The 24,239-nt window shown below is 27.4% G+C and carries 13 protein-coding genes; all 13 read left to right on the top strand.

Features of this window, described 5'->3' with window-relative positions; all coding sequences use genetic code 4:
* The first annotated feature begins 8 nt into the window (after positions 1–8).
* The 13 genes from JN03_RS09555 (at position 9) to JN03_RS09530 (ending at position 24,099) form a co-directional block, all read left to right on the top strand.
* A complete protein-coding gene (locus JN03_RS09555) occupies positions 9–7,970 on the top strand; it encodes a hypothetical protein (RefSeq protein ID WP_134076657.1) in 7,962 nt (2,653 codons plus the stop codon).
* 133 nt (positions 7,971–8,103) lie between these two features.
* Positions 8,104–8,796, top strand: coding sequence for a nuclease-related domain-containing protein (locus JN03_RS09550; protein WP_134076656.1), 693 nt, complete (start codon positions 8,104–8,106; stop codon positions 8,794–8,796).
* A 197-nt stretch (positions 8,797–8,993) separates the two neighbouring features.
* The gene (locus JN03_RS09545; RefSeq protein ID WP_134076655.1) at positions 8,994–11,270 is read left to right on the top strand and encodes a transglutaminase domain-containing protein; all 2,277 of its coding nucleotides are present in this window, start codon (positions 8,994–8,996) and stop codon (positions 11,268–11,270) included.
* A gap of 594 nt (positions 11,271–11,864) precedes the next feature.
* Positions 11,865–12,653, top strand: coding sequence for a F0F1 ATP synthase subunit A (locus JN03_RS02410; protein ID WP_051599378.1), 789 nt, complete (start codon positions 11,865–11,867; stop codon positions 12,651–12,653).
* Between the two features lie 24 nt (positions 12,654–12,677).
* Complete coding sequence (locus tag JN03_RS02405; RefSeq protein WP_036445046.1) at positions 12,678–12,965, top strand: ATP synthase subunit C; 288 nt, start codon at positions 12,678–12,680, stop codon at positions 12,963–12,965.
* Positions 12,966–12,986: 21 nt separating this feature from the next.
* Complete coding sequence (locus tag JN03_RS02400; RefSeq protein ID WP_036443382.1) at positions 12,987–13,511, top strand: F0F1 ATP synthase subunit B family protein; 525 nt, start codon at positions 12,987–12,989, stop codon at positions 13,509–13,511.
* A gap of 1 nt (position 13,512) precedes the next feature.
* Positions 13,513–14,052, top strand: coding sequence for a F0F1 ATP synthase subunit delta (locus JN03_RS09540; protein WP_036445044.1), 540 nt, complete (start codon positions 13,513–13,515; stop codon positions 14,050–14,052).
* 15 nt (positions 14,053–14,067) lie between these two features.
* Complete coding sequence (atpA, locus tag JN03_RS02390) at positions 14,068–15,639, top strand: F0F1 ATP synthase subunit alpha (protein WP_036443376.1); 1,572 nt, start codon at positions 14,068–14,070, stop codon at positions 15,637–15,639.
* A gap of 2 nt (positions 15,640–15,641) precedes the next feature.
* On the top strand, positions 15,642–16,520 hold the full coding sequence (gene atpG, locus JN03_RS02385) for an ATP synthase F1 subunit gamma (RefSeq protein ID WP_134076654.1): 879 nt from the start codon (positions 15,642–15,644) through the stop codon (positions 16,518–16,520).
* A gap of 5 nt (positions 16,521–16,525) precedes the next feature.
* The gene (gene atpD, locus JN03_RS02380; RefSeq protein WP_134076653.1) at positions 16,526–17,962 is read left to right on the top strand and encodes a F0F1 ATP synthase subunit beta; all 1,437 of its coding nucleotides are present in this window, start codon (positions 16,526–16,528) and stop codon (positions 17,960–17,962) included.
* On the top strand, positions 17,955–18,308 hold the full coding sequence (locus JN03_RS02375; protein WP_036440521.1) for a hypothetical protein: 354 nt from the start codon (positions 17,955–17,957) through the stop codon (positions 18,306–18,308). The genes atpD and JN03_RS02375 overlap by 8 nt, the downstream gene beginning before the upstream one ends.
* Positions 18,309–18,806: 498 nt before the next feature.
* Positions 18,807–21,320 carry a DUF885 family protein gene (locus tag JN03_RS09535; RefSeq protein WP_134076652.1) on the top strand — a complete coding sequence of 838 codons (2,514 nt, stop codon included), beginning with the start codon at positions 18,807–18,809 and terminating at the stop codon, positions 21,318–21,320.
* A 289-nt stretch (positions 21,321–21,609) separates the two neighbouring features.
* On the top strand, positions 21,610–24,099 hold the full coding sequence (locus JN03_RS09530; protein WP_166666761.1) for a DUF885 family protein: 2,490 nt from the start codon (positions 21,610–21,612) through the stop codon (positions 24,097–24,099).
* Positions 24,100–24,239: the final 140 nt, after the last annotated feature.

Raw genomic sequence — 24,239 nt, 5'->3', positions numbered from 1 at the left:
AGGAAATTATGAACAATAAAATAAAAAAAGAAAAGCATAACATATTAATTCCAATTGCTACAACATTGGTAGGACTTTCAGTTCCATCAGTGCTTTCAGTTGCATGTAAAAATAATACCGACATCAAAATTGAAAAACCTGAGATGTTCCAAAAGCCTATTAAAGGTGATGTTAAATATATAGCGTTAGGTGATCAATACTCTCGTAATCATAATGATTCTATGGCAGATTATTTTGACGCTTCATCTTCAACAGTTTATGGACTTTCGTATCCTTCATATATTGCTAACTATATAAAATTGCTTTCAAATAATGATACAAAACTAAAATCATATTACAACTTCTCGCTTTCTAAATCTGATATTGATACTTGACTATATCTTTTATCTTCAAATACTAAACCAACTGCAAATGTATCTAAAATACTAGCATTCAACAAAAATATTGACCAACATATTCAAATTCAACAAGAATCTAAGATTAAAAAATATTTCAATGATTTTGACAACCCAAACTCAAGTTCCTCATTTTTTATAAACCAAGTACAAAATGCAAACTTATTAACCTTGTCGCTTGGAATTAATGATTTTGTAGAATATGAAGAACTTGCTGGAGTTATTTGAAAATTAGTTTATTCTAATTTCACAACTGAGCAAGCTGATGCATTTTTTGAAAAGGAATTTACAAAATTCTTTGCAAATGAAAAACAAGTGGTTGAAAAATATAATGCTTTAATTACAAAAATTAGAGAATTGAATAAAAATGTTAATATCAACATTGTAGGGTATGTTCAACCATTTGTTAAGTTTTCAAAAATATTAGAAAACAAATATCAAACAAACTATATTGCTAAAATCACAAATAAAGTTAATTCTATTCTTGAAACAGTTTCGAAAGCTCATAGATTAAATTATTTAGATTTTTCAACTACTGAATTTTTAGAAAAAAATCTAAATTCAGTAAGTCTAGGTTTAACTGATGACACTTTAAATACCAAAGGTATTAAAAAAGTAAGTCAAGACATATTCATAAAAATGAGTTTGAGTTATGATGAATATGAAATTTTGATAAATCAAAAAGATGCTAAAGATATAAAACCAGAAGAGCAATTAAAACTTTCATTTGCTCGTGCTATTGATTTTGGTAAAAAAGGTAGTTTCATTAAAAATAATGTTGTTGGTATTGGGGTGGGTCAAGAAATTTCAAATAAAGAATTTGATTTTGAAAGACATAATAACAATCAAAAAATTATTCAATATGAACAAGATGTAAGACATAATAGTAAATATATAAGCCAGTTCACTGCTTATTTTAATGGTGGAAAAAACTTTTCAAATGAAGATATTTTGAAACTTATTAACTATTTATTTTCATTAACGGGAATTTATTTAGATGATTTACCTAATTTCAAAGAGTATATTAAAAAGAATTTAGATGATACCAAGAAAAAAGAAATTTTAATCAAGTTCTTGCTTGAAATGGTATCTAATGAAGAACTAAAAAACTCAGTTCATTTAATTAATGATGAAATTGAAAAACTATTTTTGAATAACCATATCAAAAATGTTTCACCTGAAAAAGTTTTCCAAACAATTTATGAAAATCTAAAATGAGATCAAATTGTATTTAATGCATTAAAAGAACTAGTTAAAAAAGACATTTTTAAAGATCCTGAAGTTAAAACTTGAATTTCAGATGTATTCAAATTGATACTAAAAGACTTTTTGAATAGTGAAACTTTTACAGGCAAATTAGGACAATTTGCTCCATTATTTAACAATTTAAAGAAAAATCCTGAGTTCCAAAATAAATTAGATAGTTTCATTACTTCAACAATTGACTTTGTTTTAAAAGATACAAATATAATTTTTGAATCTAAAGACATCATTGAACTGATTATTAAATTAATGAATAATGCTGAAGATTCATTCAAAGCATTAGTAAATCATTTGCTTTTAGAAATTAGTAAGGATAAAAAATTAGTCGAAGATTTAACAAATTCATTCATCGCAGTAGTTGCTAAAAAATATGAAATTCCATCAGATGTTATTGAAAATATCAAATATTCAGTTAATGCTATTCTAACTAATTTCCATGCTTATGAAGATAATTACAAATTTATTAAGTTATTTATAAAAAGTTATCTACAAGTTTTCAATACTAAAACCATTGATTTTAATTCACTACTTACAAGCAAAATTTTTGATAATTTACTCTTAGTTTCATCAGAAGAAAATGGTATAAATATCTTAATTTCAATTTTGGGATATATGCCAGTTAACCCTCAAATTGAAAAAGAAAAATACCTAAAAGGTATTAAGGATTTAATTCTACATTATCTTAAAAAAGAAGCAAAACTACTGAAATTTGTAGATGCTACTTCTCGTAATCTAGTGCTAAACTTGCTCTTTAACTACGTAAATAACCCCAATATCAACGTGCAAGCTAAAGATATCATTAAATTTATTGTTGAACAAGCACTTGATGACATATTAAGTAACAAGAGTCTATTTTATGAAATGTTGAAGAATATTTCTGAATGAAGCATCATAAGACCCTTGATTAATATGGTTGAAAAAAATGGACTTAAAGATAAGATTCTTGCTTTAAATCCGGGACATAATTCTGTTGAAGATCTTGCTAATAAAATCTTCAAAATTTTATATGAACAAATAACTTCAACCGATATGGTTTCTACTTTTAAAGAAACTATATTGCATGTTATTTATAATCAAACTTCTTATAAATCAAAAAACATTCTTCAATTTGTTTCGAAGATGGTCGAAAATTCTGAAGCCAATAGTTTGAACAAAATTGTGAATATGCTTTTTGAAAAGATTTCAAGCACAACCGAACTTTGAACTATTTTAAATAGTTTCATTACTTCATTTGTTGAAACTGAACTAAAAATTTCAATGACAGAAGAAGAAAAACAAACACTTCAAAAATATGTTGCTGATTTCTGAAAAAATATTCCAAAATCAAAACTATATGCTAATTTCTACAAGAAAATAGTTGACACCGCTAAAAAAGTAAATATTGATGACACTGATGAAGAAATTTCTAAATTATATATAACTGAACTTAAAAACTTTATAAGCATTAGTCAAAACCTAACTTTAGTAAGCGATATCTTTGATTTAATCTTCATCAAAGATAAATCAAGTCATAGTGAATATGACTTTAAGAAAGTATTAAAAATTTATGGCAAATTCTTAAGTAGTGAGCAATTTGTTAAATACATTTTTGAAAAAACACAAATTAAACAACTTTTACTAAAACTAGTAGCAAACATTGAAATTTCTGATCCAGCATTAAAAGAAATCATCACTGATTTCCAAAAGCAATTGAAAGAATTTATAGAAACTAACTGAGAAGCAAAAATTGAAAACAAGATTAGAGATATTTTAACTAAATCATTTTCAGATTCAGTTATTCAAAGTTCTGACACTTTTGCAAAATTTGTATCTAATGCTTTAACTACTGCAAATGATAATATCAAAGATATTATTAAATTCATCTTTGATGAATTCATTTTCAAAAGTGGAACCGATAATGCTAAGAAATTAGGACAACTATTAGTTGAAATTATTGATAAAGAAGTTAAAGGTTTCGAAATTAAAAGTCAATATAAAACTTCATTAGCATCAATAATTGAAAAAATATTAGTGTTCATTAAAGATAATGATCTATATACCAAGATTTCAGATAGTGTTATTAATGGTCTAAAAGAAAATATTGAAGCTAATGGATTTGATTTTTCAAAATTTGATTCAACAAAAATCTTCAAAGAAGATTTATTGAAAGAAATTTTCAACGTTAAATTTAAATCATTAATCGAAGATAAATTAACCAATCAAGAAATATCTGATTTAATTGCAGTTCTATTTGATAATATTGATCCAATTATTGAGTATGCATTTAGTGGCACAAGCAGTGGAATTTGATCTAAGATTTTCAAACCTAATTATGTATTTGACATAATTAAAGTTATTTACAATAAGCTAACTGAGCAGCAAAGAAAAGATACTGTTGAAAAACTTTTCAATCATTTAGATAAAATTGCAAAAATTCCTGTTGTTAGAGAGTATATAGAAACTACTATCAAATCTTCACTTGATAAACTAGATTCAAATGTTCAAACTATTTACAAGAAACATAATAAAGAATTTAACACTACAAAACTTTCAAAAGAACTAACTGATGTAATTTTCAATGTATTACTTACTGAAAGCAATTTAACTAATTTAAAAGAAATATTCTCACATATGTTGAATTTTTCACCACTATATCCAAATTCAAATCTAGAAGAATTCATCATAAAAGTGTTGAAAAATGCTAAAACTAATGGTTTTGAAAAATTAGTTTCAAATAATATTGATGCTTTAACTAAGCAATCTAATTTAATTGAATTTCTATCTAATTTATCACTTTCATTATTAGATAATGAATTTGAAATTAACTTTACCAAACAAGAATTTGATGACCTGAAGAATTATTTAACTTTACTATTTACCAACTTAAATAGTTTTGATTTCTTTAAAGAAACTTATGCTGAACTATTTACTTTCTTAGCTAATAATGATACCACTTCATTTGATACATTAAAATCAAAACTATTAAGCGAATTAACTCGCATTCTAACACCTGAAAGATTAGAAAAACTAGTTGATTTAATTATTTTAAATAAACCCGGAATTGAATTTTCAGCTAAGAAATTCATTGAAACTATTAAACCTATATTTACCAAAGGTAAATTGATAGATAAATTATTTGAAAAATATGATCTTAAAAAACAAATTCTTGACGCAATTAAGAAAATTAAATTAGATAGCTCATACACTCAAAGTGTTCAAAATGAATTTGCGAAAATTTTAGAAAATCTTACAAATGTATTAGAAACCAAATGAGATCCAAATATAAAGCCACTTCTAAAAACAATAATTGAAAATGCTTTCAAGCAAGAAAACATAAAAGATATAGATTCTATATATAAATGAATTTCTAAGATCTTAGTATTTTCAAGTGCAAATATTGAAACTAATTTAGATGAGATTTTCAAAGAATTATTGAAAACTGAAAATCTATTGGATGCTATTTCATCATTCTTAGTAGAACTTGCTGATCAAAATCTTGGAAACATTGACTGACAAGGTGCATCAAATGGTAAAGAAACACTAAAACAATCAATTAAGAAATTATTGAAAGTTCTACCTGAAATTAATTTAATTAAGCCATTAGCACACAGTTTAATAAAATCGCTTGAATTAAATATTTCTACTTTCCATTTCAATTACAAGAAATATGAAATAGCAGTCGGACTTGACATTCTTTATATTATTAATAATCTAAATTATGACAAAATCAATGAATGAGTTAAAACATTAACCAGTGAAGAAATTAGAAATATAACAATAATGTTGTTAAATAATCTTTCTAAGTTTTCTAATTTAATTAGTAATACTTCAAATTCATCAACCATTTCAAATAATTCAAATGAAACATTGAATGTTGGCGCTGATAAGTTCTATGAAATTCTTAAATCATTTATTTCATTGCTGAAAACTGAAGATAGACAAGCAATTAAAACAGCACTTCCAAAATTATATGATTGAATTAAATCAGATGAAAAAGTGAAGAAATTTATCAAAGATAAATTATCAATTATCACTAAGAAATTAGTTGAATTAGATCCTTCATATAAAGAATTAGCTGATAAAAGTATTGAGAAAATTGAAAAAATAATTTATGGAGATAAGTTTAAAGCCTTATTTAATAAGTTATTAGAAACATTTATTGGCTTAGAATCTACTAAGTTTAATGAATTAAATACATTAAATAAAGTCTTCCAACATTTACTTTCAGAAAATAAAAATGAAATTAAAGAAGTTGTAAAAGAAGCATTAGAAGTAGTTACAAAAGACAGTGATTATGTGGATAAATTGTTATCAGTTGCATTTACTTTATTTGAAAAGAAATACAAAATTTCATCTACATCAAATCAAGTAAATAATATTAAATCAATAATTAAGAGATTGATAACTAAAATAAATAGTTTAAATTTTGTATCTAAATTAACAGATGATTTTATTGATAATTTAGCAAAAACTGAATTCATTAACAATAATAAATTTGATTTAACTTTCTTCATTGAACAATTAGTTGAAACAATGAAGAAAGTTAAGATTGATGAATATATCACTTCTGATAATATAAAACAATTAATTGAAACTATATTTGATAAAAATATTATTGCTGATAAATTAGAAAATGAAATTTATGATTTATATACTTACATCAAACAAGCAATAGTCAAGATTAAAGAAAGTCAGCAAGAACAATCTTCAAATCAAAATCAAAGCGTACAAGGTTCACAACCAAGTCAAGAAGAATGATTGAAGAAAGTTGAAAAACTAATATTCAATTTGATGTCAGGTATGAATGGTGCTATAGCATCAGATAATCAAAATGGTAAAACTGCGTTAATTAATGTTATTTATAGAATTATAAAAAATGAAATAGATAGTATTGATTATGTTAATTTAACACAAGATATAATCAAGCCTGAAAAATTAAAATTAATCTTAAATAAAGTAATAAATTACGAAGAAATAAAAGCCTTAATCACTTCATTCGTAAATGATTTTATTGGTGGAGAAAAATTAGAAGCCAAAAATTTTGGTGAACTATTAAGTAAAATAATTGACAAAATTAAACCTAACTTAACTGATAATCTAACTAAGATTGCTAACAAATTCGCACAAGATGATGAACTATTAAATGAAGTTCTAGGCGAGCTAATTAATTTCTTAAAACTTGAAAATGTAACTGATGAAGATAAATCATTCTTAAAAGATCTAACTTCTAAACTTCTAGTTGAATTTATAAAAACTAATTTATATAAGAAAAAATTGTTAAATAGAACATTAACACAATTTTCAAATTATGCAAAACAGTTTGATATTAATAAGCCTCAAAAATGAATAAATGATGCTATTGAAAAAATCAAATCAGCATTTAGTATGACAGATGCACTATTTATAGCAAATTATATTGGTGAAGATAAGATTATCAATGGCGAAAAATTAGTTAAATTAATTAATTTATTACTTGGTAAAAGCAAAAATCCAGATTCTATAATATTTAATGCATTGCGTTCTTTGAACCAAGATCCTGATGAAAACAAATGGACAAACTTAGCAAGTTTAAACAAAATAATTAGTGAACAAATTAGTTTCAAACCTAAGCCAATTGGTGATCCTAATGATCCTGATAACATAACAGTTTCAATTGATCCTTTAACTACTATTAACACTATATTCAAATTATTAGCTCAAGAAGTAAACAAAGAATCACAAAAAATTAATGGATATAATGACCACTATAAAATAAGATCTAAACAAGAAGCTTATAAAGCTACATATCGTTTATTAGTAACTACAAAACTTGCATTATTTGAAATGTTTGGTCGTGAAACAAAAACAAGTGATCGTGATAGATCAACTGGAATTACAAGTGTTACTTTATACAAAGGCACAAGAGCTATCTTGTGAGAAATTCAAGAAGGCACAAACCTTAAAGCTATTCCATTCATTAGTTCTAAATTCTCTGGTATGCAAAGATATTTCACTAATGAAAAGATTAGAAGAGAATTTACAAATTACTGTATTGAAGAACATTCATCTTGATTTGGATTACATAAAACTTGAACTTATTATGAAGAAGATAATTACACACCAGATGCTATTGCTTACATCATAACTTCAAGTGGATATCATAGTTCTGAAAACCATTTATTAAAACCATTTAAATATAAAGTTACAGAAGATGGAACATCAAATTCTATTTCTAAAAAAGAATATATTCTACTTACAATCAAAGAAGGTGGATTTGGTAAATTTATGAAATTAAATAATGCTAAATCACTTTCAAAATGAAGTGGATTAAATTCTACTACTGAATGAGAATAATTCCTTTACAAAAGCAAAAATTTAGAAACTAAATAACCTCAAAAGTTTCTAAATTTTTTTATATCTTTGAACTAAAATTGGATCTTTTTAAATAATTACATAAAATCAAAAACTACTTTTAAAAAGATATATTTTGCTAAAATTTTATATACATATGCCTTTAAATTTAATCATAATTCTTATATCAATAATTCTTGGCGTTTTAATCTTTTCTTTAATTGTTTTTCTTGTAAAACGTAAACGTAAGAAAGATGTTGTACCCTATATTCCTGAAAACGATAGAGCGGGAATTAAGGGAGAACAAATAGTAAATTATTATTTAAGTAAGCTTATAAAAAAAGATGAATTTTTATTAACAAATCTTCTTTTACCACTTAAAAATGGTTATACTACTGAGATAGATTGTGTTTTAATATCCCATAAAGGAATATTCTGCATTGAAATAAAAAATTGGATTGGTCATATTAGTGGGAATGACGAATCTGAATATTGAATTCAAAAATATCGTGGTCCACATATGAGGGATAAAAACCATCCGAATCCAGTAAAACAAAATGAAGAACATTGTGAAATTCTTGAAAGAAGAATTCATGATAATTATCAAGTTGATAATGTAGTTATATTTCCTAAATTGGAAGTAAATGGTATTGAATCTGATTTTACTTATACAATTGAAAATTTCTTAAATTATTATCAAAAATTAAATGATGATCAGTTAAATTCATCTGAAATAAAAATATTATATCAAGCACTTTTGCCGTTTGTTGGAACGAAAGAAGAATTAAAAACGCATAGTGAAAACACTATAAGAAGATTTAATAAATAAAGTTATAGAGGTGTTAATTGCCTTGTTTTTTTTAATTTTTATTTATAATCAAAAATCATTTTGCAAAGATCGAAACACTCTTTTTATTAGTAAAAATTTTATTTTTTGTAAAAAGATAATAAAAATTCAATTTAAAGTAAAATATAAAGAAACAAACGAGAACAAATTTGGTTATTAACCATAGGATTTATATATATATGCAGAGAATGAAAAATAAAATTAACTTGCTATCACTAGCATCGGTAGTAGCAGTGGTAACACCTACTGCCCTAATTAGTGCTAGTTGTTTAGATAATTTTGATGGATTGAATGGAAATATTGAGAAGCAAAACAAAGAAAAACTAGAATGATCTGCCAAGATACTTGAAATAAGAGTTAGCCTTAAAAACTACACATTCAAAGAAGCTCAAATATTTGATGAAAAATATCAAATTGAAAATCTAGACAAAATTGATAAAAAATATAAGTTCAATTATGAAATAGCAGTTGATGGCAAACATATTGTTATAAATTATTGACTTACAGATCCTGAAAATAATTTAATCTCTACAAAACATACTGATAGATTTACTGGATTTAAAGACCAAGAAGAAGAAGCCCATGTTGATTTTGATTTGGACACTATGCAAGGGTTAACAGAATATGCAAAAAGCATAACTTTCTGAACCGATCCTGGTGTTAAAGGTGAAGAAGTTGTTTTAGATAAAAGAAAATTAAAATATACCAAGCTTGCACCAAATATCAATATGCAAATTAATGCTGTTGTTAGAAAATTAAATGAAAATAAAATCCTTATTTCATACTTACTTTGAAGAGTAAAAGGCATTGATCTTAAAAATGCCCAAATTAATCAATTACCAACAGGAAATCCACAATTCTTATATTCAGAACCTCAACTTGCAGAACTTCCTATTGACTTTTCTGAAGCAGGTCCAAGTTTGGAAAATTTGCTTAAATATAATCCAAATTTAGAATTTGATGCTAATAGTGGCAACTACCAAGGTATAAAATATAGAATTCAATTACTATATAAATTTTTAACTAACAATAAAAAACTTTCACCAGAAAAGGCCAATGTTGAAGATCCAACATCATCTGATGACATAGCAATTTGGAAACGTGGAATAAAAATATTTAATGATCTAGAAACACTAGTAATGCAAGAACTTGATTTATTCAAGAGATATGATATGTATCTAGAAGCAATTAGAGATTGACTTCAAGATCAAGCTATTGCAAAACAAAATTTCATATTGCAAACTCAACAAATTCAATATGACTGATGATATGTTTCAAATATATTGCAAAATAGTGATTACAGTAAATTCAAAGCAATAATAGCAGTTAAAGATAATAAACAAGTAATCAATACTATTTATGATAAAACAGAAGAATTTATAAATTCAATAGTAAGAAACAAAGACTTGATTTTCAATGATAAATCTAAATCATTTGATAATTTTGATGTAGATAAATATGAATGATATAAAGATGCTGTGACAAATGGATATTCAGATACAATTAAAAAATTAGAAGAAACATCAAATCTAGATTTAACTACTTATACTATTCCAACATCTGACTATACTGCCGATTCTAATTGAATGAATAGCAATGGTTTTGTAACTGATAAAGATAAAAGTGAAATTTTTGTAAGAAATGCATTGTATGAACTTTCGGGAAATGGAGCTAGTTATTTTGGTTCACCTAATGTTTACGGATATTCAAATAATGAATTTTTAGGTGGGTTTAGATACACAAATATATTCCAAGAAAATAATGAGAATAAATTCAGAATATCACTTACATATAGGAATAATCCAAAAAATTGAAATACTTTAAAAGAATATGCTAAAAAGGTAATTTCTAAGTATATTTCAAAAGATCACACCGACCTACAAAAAGCAAGAATTATTAATGACTTTATTACTTGAAAAGTTACATATGCTGATGAAGAATCAAAAGGTCAATATATAAATGATAAAAATCTACAAGTAAAAATAAGAGATCCTTATGAATTTGTAGTTTCAAGCAAGCCACGTGGTGTATGTGAAATGTATGCAAGAATGTTCAATTTACTAGCAAGTTATTCAAACTTTAAATCTTGATATATAACTGGCGATGTTTATTCTTATAAAGATGAAAATAACAATTCATCACCAATATTAGGTGCAGGTGGACAACAACATAAAACACCTCATGCTTGAAACTTGATTTATTCAAAACAAGAAAATAAATATTATTATCTAGATGCTACATTTAATGATCCAGTTTATGTTGAAACTCCTGGTTATATTTATTTTGAACGTTCAACATTTAAAAGCAAATATTTATTAAAAGAATGAAAAGATTTTGATCCTCTAAAAAGAAGAACTATTGATTCAGATTTCTATAACTTACAAAAATATAGAACACATAAATCAAAATCTTATATTCCTTTGCCAAATAAAAGCGAATTACACCAAAATTCTTAATTGAAAAATTTGAAATTTTGCTTATATATAAAGCTAATTTTAATTGTGCAAATATGTATAACAATATCCTAGATTAAAACTAATATTTTAGATTATAATTTTAAATAGGTTATAAAGGACATATAACCTAAGTTATGACGAAGGACGTTATAGATAAGAAAATATTTGTTATATTCGTTGTATTGAATATCTTTTTTGCGCTTATTTATTTGTCTTTAGCTTTCATTGATTGAACTTTGATATTAGGACATTTAACGGGATTCCTAGTAATAGTTTATTTTTCAATGACAAACTATTTTGCATTTAAAAAAGTGATGCAAAGGCAAAAAAATTCAAGCGATAAAAAAGTTGAAAAAAAGATATTGATATTTATATTTACGATTATAAGCATTACAACTTTATTATTGGTGACTTTGTTTTTCTCAGCAAACATTTTGTATGCTAAAATGAAAAACATTGAAATATCTTTTTTTAAACCAATAAATTTCATAACATTTATTACACCATCTATAATCTTTGTGATTTCTTCGCTTTTGGCTATTGTTAAGAAAAATAAAAATATAAATCAAATTCAAAACTAGAAAGTTAAACAAAATGGATATATTTTTTGAAAAAATATTTTTTAATTCATTGGGCAATTCAAAGATCAATGAAAACCATATTATTAGTCTTTCATTTCTAATAATCGTAACTTTCATTTTGTCAATTTTGATCTATGTAGCAGTAAAAAATCAAAAAGCAGAGAAAGCACCTTCTAATGCAATAATAATGATTGAAAGTTTGATTGTAACTTCTGATGAATATGTTGATGATCTATCAGAACATAAGCTGCAGAAAGCAACTCCTTATTTCATTTCATTATTTAGTTTCTTATTTCTCGGACATTTAGTTTCATTATTCGGTTTTGCTCCAATGGCAAGTAATATTAGTGTAGTATTGGCTGCCACTGCTGTAACTTGGATAGTAACTATGAGTTTGGGATTTATATATAAGAAAATAAGATTTCTAATTTCTTTAATTAACCCAATTGAATTAACAGGAAACTTTACCCCTATAATTTCACTAACGTTTCGTTTATTTGGAAACATTATTGGTGGTGTGGTTTTAATAATGCTCTTGCATTTTGCTCTAGATGCAGTATGAGTTAAAATGATAAAAGTTGCATTTACTGAAACTCCAGAAAGAATATTAAATCCAATGAAAGTTTTAATAACACCACTTTTTAATGCTTATTTAGATGTATTTGTTGGAGCAATTCAAGCGTTTATTTTTATGACGTTAACTATTTCTTATTGGTCACAAAATGCTGAAAAAGAAATTCGAAATAAAGAAAAAAACAAAACAGAAAAAATCAAAGAAAAATTAGTACAAGCTAATAATTAAATTTAAATTTAGGAAAGGAAAATTATGAATAATTTAATTGAAACTGTAAACAAATTTACAACTTCAAAGGCAACAACACCTGCCGAATCTTCAGCTTATGGTCTTGCTATGGTTAGTGCTGCCATCGCGATTTTAGGAACTTCAGTTGCTTCTGTTGCACAAGGACTAGGTGTTGCTAAAGCCGTTGATGCTGTTGGCAGAAATCCTGAAGCTATGAGCAAAGTTCGTTCAATTATGATTATCGGACTTTCAATTGTTGAAACTGGTTCTATTTATTGTTTTTTAATTGCTTTAATTTTAATTTTCGCATAACGATACAAAAAAGTAATTTAGATGCAAACACAACCATCAACAATCTCGGAACAAATTAATAATATTTTTTCGGGATTAAAATTAAACTGACCCTACTTTGTATTTGCCTTATTAACATTAGGATTATTAACATTATTCATCACATTCTTGGTTTATAAACCAATAAAGAAAATGCTTCAAAAGCGTCATGACTTAATTCAAAGTAACATTGATGAATCAATTGCTGCTAAGGAAAATGCTTCAAAAGTAAGGGAAGAAATTGATCAAAAATTAATTAATGCAAATGAAAAAGTAGCAAGTATCTTGCACAACGCTAAATCTGAAAGCGAAAAAATAATCAACGAAAGTATTCAACAAGCACAAAAACAATCGGAAATTTTGCTTGAACAAGCAAATTTGCTTGTAGAAAAAAAATATAAGGAATTTGAAGCAACGCAAAAAAAGATTATTGTTGAAAATGCTGTTGAACTTGCTAAACAAATTTTAAAACGTGAAATCAAAGATAAAGACAATAAAAAAATGTTGCAAGAATTTTTAGAAGGTTAATTTGCTTCACGTAAACGAAATAATATATAACTGATCATTTGCATTATATGATCTTGCAAACGAATTAAATCAATTAAAAAAACTTAAAGCAGAAGTAATTATCATAAATTCAGTACTACATGAAAATAAAAAGTATTTAAAATATTTAAATACACTTTGAATAAATCAAGAAGAAAAATTTAAAAATATCGACAAAGCGTTTTCTGCATTCAACAAATACTTGGTGAATTTTATAAAATTGATTGTAAAGGCTAATATTTCTAATTATTTAATAGCAATATTTAAAAAATTTTTGGAATTAGCTAACCAAAAACTAAATATCAAATACGGTGTAATTTATTCAACTTTACCGCTTACAAAACTCGAAATTGAAAAAATAACAAAAAAAGTATGTCAAAAGTTAAACTCAGAAGTTTATCTTGAAAACAAAATTGATTCAAATTTAATTGCAGGTATAAAAATTAAAATAGGTGATTATATAATTGAAAATTCGATTGATAATTATCTTAATAATTTTAAAAAATTCGCAACGGCAAAATAAGATTAAGGAGATAATATGGCAATAAAACCAACAGATTTATCAGCTATTATCAAAGAACAAATTAAAAACTTTGAACAAAATGTTTCATTTAATGAAACAGGGAAAGTTATTACCGTAGGTGACGGTATTGCACTAGTCAGTGGTCTTGAAAATGTTGAATACGGCGAATTAGTTAAATTTGAATCAAATGTGTTTGGTATGGCGTTAAATCTTGAAGAAGATATTGTTGGTATTGTTATTTTAGGCGACGACAAAGATATCATTGAAAATGAGCATGTTTATCGTACTAAAGAAGTTATATCAACAATAGTAGGTGAAGAATTATTAGGAAGAGTAGTTGATGCTTTTGCTCATCCAATTGATGGTAAAGGCAAAATTCAAAGTAAAATAAAAAGACCTATCTTTAAAATAGCACCTGGGGTTATGACGCGTTCAGAAGTTAATGAACCATTAAAAACCGGGTTATTATTGATAGATTCAATAATTCCAATTGGCAAAGGCCAACGTGAATTAATTATCGGTGATCGTCAAACTGGAAAAACTGCAATTGCATTGGATGCAATTTTGAACCAAAAAGGTAAAGATGTTTATTGTATTTATGTAGCAATAGGACAAAAAACATCAACAATTTCGCAAATTGTTGACACACTTTCAAAAAAAGACGCTTTGAAATATACAATCATAATTTCAGCTTCAGCTTCTGATTCGGCTCCATTACAATACATTGCTCCCTATACAGGTATAACCATAGCCGAAGAATTTATGTCGAAAGGTAAAGATGTTTTAATAGTATATGATGATTTATCAAAACATGCTGTAGCCTATCGTACACTTTCACTTTTGCTTAGAAGACCACCAGGACGTGAAGCTTATCCAGGAGATGTATTTTATTTACACTCGCAATTATTAGAACGTTCAGGTAAATTAAACAAAGAAAATGGTGGCGGGTCAATTACAGCGTTTCCTATTGTCGAAACACAAGCAGAAGATATTTCAGCTTATATACCAACCAATATAATTTCTATTACCGATGGTCAAATTTTTACCAAAGAAAGTTTATTTAATTCAGGGCAACGTCCTGCAATTGATATCGGATATTCTGTAAGTAGAGTAGGTTCATCTGCTCAAACTAATGTTATGAAGAAAACGGTTACTAGTTTAAAATTAGAACTTGCACAATACAATGATATGCTTGCGTTTTCACAATTTGGATCTGAACTTGATAAAAACACTAGAGATATTTTAGAACACGGTGAAAAAGTCTATGAACTTTTAAAACAACCACAATTTTCACCATACACTGAATTTGAACAAGTTTTAATTTTATTTACTTCAAAGTATAAACTTATTAATCCTATTCCGAAAAATCAAATTGAAAAATATCGTTACGAACTTTTAAAGTTCTTTAAACAAGATGAAGAAGCGATAAAAATTTCCAATGAAATAAGTAAGAACTTAAATATGAATAATGAACTCATTATTAAACTATGAGACATAGTTTATAAATTTAACGAGATTTTCATTAGTCATATTCCGCAATACAATAAAGTCGATTATAAACCAGTTCCTAAACTAGAAAATAATTAAAAATGTCAAATTTACAAGAAATTAAAAACCGAATATATTCTGTTTCTACAACTCAGAAAATTACAAAAGCAATGGAACTTATTTCCACTTCTAAATTTTCTAAGATTAAAAAGAATATGCAAAAAGTTGAAGATTACTATGTTAATATCAAAAACATATTTTTTGATTTACTTAAATATTCAAAACCAGGAATAGATATATTGCTTAATGAAAAGCTAACTTGGAAATTTGAAAAGAAAAGAAAATTATATATTGTCTTTGGTTCAGATCTTGGACTTTGCGGAGCATTCAACTTTAACTTACTTAAAAAAATTAATGAAGAAGTTACCAAAAATGACATTATGATAGTTGTAGGTTCAAAACTTTTGAATATGCTTGCAAAACGTCCCAACACACATATTATCCAATCGCTCATCAAAATAGGTGATGATCCTAATTATGAAGTGGCTAAAGAAATTGCTTCACGGATATTTGAAGTACTTCAAATATCAGATCTAGAATCAATTAAAGTTATTTATACTAAATATTTAAATCCTATTAAACTTGAACCTATTGTTAAAGAAATTTATCCTATTTCATTTGATGAAAATTATGAAACTAATGCGTTTTTAGATGATAAGTCATTTGAACCTTCTGCTGACATTATTATCAAAGACTCATTCAGTATGTTCTTCGAAGCATCTATTTATTATGTCCTTTATAATTCTAAGCTTTCTGAAATGAGCATGCGGAGACTAGCGATGGAACAAGCAACAGATAATGCCGTTGATTTAATAGATAATCTAAAAATAAAATATAATCAAACACGACAAGCAAAAATTACCCAAGAAATAACTGAAATTGTCAGCGGTTCAAATTCTAAAACAAAACAAGGAGTGTAGATAGTATGAAAAAACAAACTACTAAACAAGAAAATTATGGTGTCATTACACAGATCTTAGGATCTGTTATTGATGTGCGTTTTGAAGAAGAAAAAACACCAAAGATTTTGAATGCTCTTGAAGTTATTCAGGAAGATCCAAACGCTCCTATTCAAATTTTAGAAGTAGCACAACATATTGGAAATGATTCAGTGCGTACAATTGCAATGAATTTAACCATTGGACTTAGACGTGGAATGAAAGTACGTGATTTAGGAAAACCTATTTCAGTACCAGTAGGTGAACAAGTACTTTCAAGAATGTTCAATGTTTTAGGAGAACCAGTTGACAATAAACCCAACAAATTTGCAAAACATTGACCAATTCATCGTAAAGCACCAAGTTATGAAGACCAAAAACCAACCCTTGAAATCTTCGAAACTGGAATCAAAGTAATTGACCTTTTAATGCCTTATATTAAAGGTGGGAAGATTGGACTATTTGGTGGAGCTGGTGTTGGTAAAACGGTTTTAATTCAAGAATTAATTAACAACATTGTTAAACAACACGGCGGCCTTTCGGTATTTGCTGGTGTTGGTGAACGTACAAGAGAAGGAAATGATTTATACAATGAAATGCTCGCATCGGGTGTTTTAGAAAAAACCGCTCTTGTATTTGGACAAATGAATGAACCTCCCGGAGCTAGAATGCGTGCTCCTTATACAGCTTTAACTATGGCTGAATACTTCCGCGATGAACTAGGACAAGACATACTACTATTCATTGACAACATCTTCCGTTTCACTCAAGCAGGTTCTGAAGTGAGTGCCTTACTTGGCAGGATGCCTTCTGCTGTTGGTTATCAACCAACACTAGCAACTGAAATGGGGCAACTACAAGAAAGAATTACTTCAACCAATAAAGGCTCAATCACATCAGTTCAAGCAGTTTATGTTCCAGCAGATGATTTAACTGACCCTGCTCCTGCAACTACGTTTACACACTTAGATGCTAAAACTGTTTTAGACCGTGATATAGCTGCTCTTGGTATCTATCCTGCAATTAACCCACTAACTTCTTCTTCTAGAATCATGAACCCAAACATCATTGGTCTAGAACATTATCAGGTTGCAAGAAGTGTTCAAAACATTTTGCAACGTTTCAAAGAGCTTCAAGACATTATTGCAATTTTGGGAATGCATGAGTTAAATGATGAAGACAAAAAAATAGTTAACCGAGCAAGAAGAATTAGAAACTTTCTATCTCAACCATTTTTCGTAGCTGAAAAATTTTCAGGTAAAGTAGGTAAATATATTTCTTTAAAAGATAATATTAGATCATTTAAAGAAATCCTATCTGGTAAATATGACCTCCTACCTGAAGAAGCCTTTTTGTATGTAGGTACAATAGAAGAAGTTATAGAAAAAGCTAAGAAGATTGAAGAGGGTACTTTAAATGGCTAAGCTATTTAATATCACCATAAACACGCCAGATGGACTTTATTTAGATGAAGATATACAAATAGCCACTTTTAAAACTTCACAAGGTTATAAAGGAATTATGTCTAATGCAACAGAATTTACTGCTGCTATAATTCCTTCAAAACTTATTTTAAAATACGGCGATAACACTGAAAAAATTTATTATGTAGGAACCGGAATAATTCATTTTAAAGATAATTATATGTCAATTATTATCAATGAAATTTCATTAACTCCTCTTCAAAAAATCAAGTTTGAAGAAAATAAAGAAGCCAAGAAATATTCCATCATTGAACAATTCAGTATCAAACGTAACTTGATTAAATAACACTAATTTACTTTCAAAAAGTATGAAAATGTTGCCACATCATTTCGTGCTTTTTTCATATTTACACATATTTTAAAAATTGGAAAATTACTAGCTTATTTATAATTTCATATAAGGGTAGTTTTACCTAAAAATATCAAAGAATTTAATCAGATTTATATGGAAAAGAAATTCTTTAATGTTGTCTTAAAAAACACAGTACTTCAAATGGACGCGGTTGTTGCTATTGCAAGAGTTAAATATAGAATTAAAAAATAATAAATAAATTACTAATCAAAAACAAATTAAAGTTTTATTTGGTCAGAGAAAGCAAAATCCTCTGGTTTTTTTATTTCAAATTATGTTTTCTAAACACTTTTTTTTAATTTAAATTTATGATAAAAAATTTTAAATTTTTTTACCCATTATAATTTTATATAAGGGCAAAATTTGTCCAACAATATTAAAGAATTATTAATCCATTAACAAATGGTTTAAGAGGAAAAATTAACGATATAAATGAAACAGAAAAATAAAGTGTTAATTTCAACACTTAGTCTTATGGGAGGGGCATTTGTTGGAATTCTACCTGCTATGCTTCTTTCTAAAAAGTGTGGCAAGACAACTGATGACAAAGTTTCTGCTGAAGTTATGAAAGATGCGCGGAGGATTCTAGAAATCAAAAAAGAATCTGAAGAAGCATTACAAAAAGCTAACATTTATTTAGCTGGACCAACTAAAGAAGAAGCTCAAAAAGCAGCAGGTATTGTTCAAGAATATCTAGACAAAATTAAAACAGAATTTTCGCACTATTTAGGTGAAAAACTAGGCAAGGATATTAACTCAGATGTACTTGCTTGAATAAAAGGTATTCAATACAACCTTGAACTTCAAAAATCATCATTCACTAGTGGAATTAGATACTTACTTGGAAGATTGGATTGAGGACCATCAAGTTCATATCTTACATCAGGATATTATGGTTTAACACCTGAGCCATATGACAAAACTCAAGCTGAAAGATGACTAGCTACTTTAAAAGAAGCTGTTAGTCTAGAAATTGTACCTTCTAAAGTATTTATTAAAAATACTATTAACTCATTAGTAAATTCATTTCTTGAAAATGAAGGTGCAAAAGAAACACTTGACAAGTTTGTAAAAGAATCATCACAACAAGAATTAAAATTAACAGATCTAATAGATAAATTAAATGTAGATGAGAAAATCAAAGAATTCTATAAATACTATGTAACAGATTACTACAAAGCTTCTAAATATGGCCTTGGTGAAAATGCTACTGAACTAAAACTTACAAAAACTAATAATAGCACTTCACAAGAAATAGAAAATACTTTATACTATGGCACAACTCCACTTTATGGATTAGGTTTAACAGAAAAAGATCTAACTGCTGAAAAAGTCGGAATTGGTCATATGCCTGTATCAGAAGAAGCTAAAAAACAAGGTGTTACTGGACAAACAATTTACAGACACATGTTAAAAATGTGTACTACTTCTGATTTATCTGATCAACAAGTATTTGAAAAAGGTTACAAGACATCTCATTCTGCTGCTGAAAATATGAAGGAAATTGCTAATAAAGTAGCTACTTTAATTACTGGTGATAAAGCAAAAGACTGAAAACCAAAAATTAGATATGATGCAACTGGTGGCGGATCAATTCAAGAAGTTACTGTTAATGTAAGAGTGAGTGGTAAAGTTGATCTTGCAGAATTCAGTAAATGATTAAATGATGAAGCATTCTTCTTTGGTCGTGAAAAGAAAGAATATTATACAGATGAAAGAGTTAAAGAACTTCTAAATGGCGACCACTTAAAACCAGCTAGAGCTGAACTAAAGAAATTTGGTTATGATGATTTAATCAAAGATGAAACAACTAAGAAGCAAACATACCGTGGAATTACAAACGAACAATTCTACTATGGTGCACTAGAAGGTTTCAAAGCTTACTACCAATTTAAAGAACAAACTCAAAAATATGGTCAAACATTCTTTGATAAAATTGTTCCTGATTATGGTGTTCAAACCTATGAATACAAAAAACGTAATAACTCAGGTGTAGGTGCTTATGATTCAAGTGTAAGAAACTTTATGTTCAACTGTGACCCTTACTATGGACTACAAAAATGATCAGTAACATCATTTGCAAACCACGAATCAATGATGGGACACCACAACCAATTGATGTATGCTGAACACCACTTGAAGAAATTAAAAGATAAAAATAATCAAGAAGTTTCACTTCCTGTAAATACATTTAACTATACTGCTTATCTAGAAGGTTGAGCATTATTCATGGAATGATTTGGTATTGAAACTAAATTCTATGGTACTCCTGATTATGCTTCAAAAAATCTAGATTCACTTCCAGTTGATTTCGGTTGAGATAAATCTTATGGTATAACTTCATTCTTGAAGAATGCTAAAGTTAACTGAAACAATGATGAAGATGTTAAGAAAAATGAAGATGTTAAGAAAATTAAAGAACTTCATGGTGGAATTTACTGAGACAAAATAAATGAAGCAGAAGCAAGCGTATTTAAAACAGAAGCTGCTAAAGTAAAAGCTACAGCTGAATTAATTAATATGCTTCAATACTTTGGTGCATTAAATGAAGCTCAATTAAGAAATATGCGTCTATTAATTGATACAGGTTATCATGGAGGAGAAGTTACTGGTGTATCTGATGTAAAAGGTGGAATGTCAATTAAACAAGCACGTGAATATATGCTTAAAAACTCAGCTTTAGGTGCTGGTGATAGAGAATCAGAATCAAAAAGATATCTAAACTTTGTTGGACAAGCTACCGCATATAACTCAGGAAAAGAAATTCTAAAAGACTTATATGAAGAAGTAAGAGGGCATCTAAAACTTTCTCGTGAACAATTTGTTAACCACAATAACCACGAACATCCTAAAAAATTCTTTGATATTGTTTTAAGAAACTCAGCTCTTCCATTAGATGCTGTTGCTGCTATTGTTAGAGCAGAATACGGAATTACTAAAAAATAATTCAAAATTTATAAATTAGAATAAGAAATTAAATTAATAAAATTAAGAGCTAACTAAAAGTTTTACTTTTACCAGAGAGAGTGCAATCTCTGGTTTTTTTATTTTTAAGACAATGAATTTGGTTTTCTACATCCATTTCAAATGACGAAAAAATCTTTTAAAAAAATACAACTATAATTATATATAAGGCAATTTTTGCCCAAAACATCAAAGAATTCAATAAAAAGCCATCATTTATATATACAATTCATAAAAAATGGTTTTAATTAAGAGGAAAACTAACAAATATATGAAACAGAAAAATAAAGTATTATTTTCTACACTTGGGCTTATGGGAGGGGTATTTGTAGGAATTCTTCCTGCTGCACTTCTATCTAAGCAATGTAGTGATACAAAAGAAGTTAAAAATGCACGGAGGATTAAGGAAATTTATGAAAATACTCAAAAAGCCTTAAAAGATGCAAATATTTTTCTTCCTTCTCCTACAAAAGAAGAATCAGCTAAAGCAATTAAAATTATTGACCAACAAATTGCAAATATCGAAAAAGAATTTCCTGAATATTTAGGAAAAGAATTAGGCAAAGATATTGACACTAACGTTTTAGCCTGAATAAAAGGTATTAAATACAACCTTGAACTTCAAAAATCATCATTTACTAGTGGAATTAGATACTTACTTGCTAAGTTAGACTGAGGGCCAGCTTCTTCTTATCTATCATCAGGATATTCTTGAAATGCTCCTATTGCTAATACTGATGAAGTTGCTAAAAAATGATTAGAAACTTTAAAAGAAGCTGTTGCACTAAAAATAGTTCCTTCTAAAGTATGAATCAAAAATGCAATTAACCAAATAGTAAAACAAGCTATTTTTGATAATGATAAAAAATCACCAGCTGGATTTGAAGAATGATTAAAAGACACTACTAAAGAAGAAATCAGTCTTTTAGAATTAATTGAAAAATCTGAAATGTCTGCTGACCAAAAAGCATTCTATAAGTATTATGTAAATGACTATTACAATGCATCTACTTATGGTAAAGGTGAAGATTTAAAAGATTTAAAACTTTATAAGAAAAACGACACTTTAAAAGAACTTGAAAACACAGTTGTATATAAAGGTACTAAACTTTATGGTGTGGGTTTAACTGATAAAGACCTAAAACAAGACAAAGTTGGTATTGGTTTTATGGAAGTTTCAGAAGAAGCTAAAAAACAAGGTATAACAGGTGCTTCTATTTACAACCACTTACTAAAAATGTGTACAACTTCTGATTTAACTGACCAACAAGTATTTGAAAAAGGTTACAAAACATCTAAAGCAGCAGCTGAAAATATGAAAACCATTGCAAACAAAGTTGCAACCTTATTAACAGGATCAGAAACTGCTGACTGAACACCAAAAATTAGATATGATGAAAAAGCTGATGGTACCAACATACAAACAAACTTGACTGTTAATGTAAGAAAAGACAAAACCATTAACTTACCTGAATTCATCAAATGATTAAATGATGAATCATTCTTCTTTGGACGTGAAGAATCAACTTATTATTCAACAGATAAAGTTAAAGAACTTCTTGAAAGTCCTGAACTAAAACCAGCAAAAGCTGAATTAACAAAATTTGGTTATGACCACTTGTTAGAGAAAAAAGATGAAAAATATCGTGGAATTACAAATGGTCAATTCTACTATGGTGCATTAGAAGGATTCAAGGCTTACTACCAATTTAGAGAAACTACTCAAAATTATGGTAGAACATTCTTTGATAAAGCCGTTCCTGATTATGGTGTGCAAACTTATGATTTTAATGACCGTGATGCTGCAGGTGTAGGTGCTTATGAAACAGATGTAAGAAACTTTATGTTTAATGTTGACCCTTACTATGGACTACAAAAATGATCAGTAACATCATTTGCAAACCACGAATCAATGATGGGACACCACAACCAATTGATGTATGCTCAACATCACTTAACCAAATTCAAAGATAGAAAAGGCAATGAAATTACTTTAACTCCTGGTATCTTTGATTACACCTCATACATTGAAGGTTGAGCATTATTTATGGAATGATTTGGAATTGAAGCTAAATTCTATGGTACTCCTGATTATAAATCACAAAACTTAGACACACTACCAACTGATTTTGGTTGAGATAAATCTTATGGTATTACTTCATTCTTAAAGAATGCTAAAGTTGATTGAACAAAAGATGAAGAAGTTAATAAAAATCCAGAAGCTATAAAAATGAAAACCCTTCATGGTGGTGTATATTACGATAAAGTTAAAGAAGCTACAAACACCAACTTCAAAAATGAAGGTGACAAGATTAAAGCTTCTGCCGAGTTATGTAATATGCTTCAATACTTTGGTGCCTTAAATGAAGCTCAATTAAGAAATATGCGTCTATTATTTGATACTGCTTACCACGGAATAGGTGTAACTGGTATAGAAAATGTAAAAGGCGGAATGTCAATTGAGCAAGTACGTAAGTATATGTCAGAAAACTCAGCGCTAGGTGTTGGAGATAAAGAATCTGAAGCTAAAAGATATCTAAACTTTGTAGGTCAAGCTACTTCATATAACTCAGGAAAAGAAATTTTAAAAGACTTATATGAAGAAGTTAGAACGCATTTAAAACTTACTCGTGAAGAATTTATTAATAATAACAATCACGAACATCCTAAAAAATTCTTTGATATAGTATTAAGAAACTCAGCACTTCCAATGGACGCAGTTGTTGCAATTGTTAGAGCTGAATATGGAATCAAAAAATAATTCAAAATTTATAAACTAGAATAAATAAATTAAATTAAAGACTAATTAAAGTTTTACTTTTACCAGAGAGAGTGCAATCTCTGGTTTTTATTTTAATAAGTGTTTTTAAAGTTTTTTTTGAATTTAAATTCATGATAAAA

The sequence above is a fragment of the Metamycoplasma hyosynoviae genome, assembly GCF_004365165.1.
In the GTDB taxonomy this organism is placed as follows: Bacteria; Bacillota_I; Bacilli_A; order Mycoplasmatales; family Metamycoplasmataceae; genus Metamycoplasma; species Metamycoplasma hyosynoviae.
The sequence above is the reverse complement of the archived record's forward strand: the minus strand, read 5'-3'. Positions and strand labels throughout refer to the sequence as shown.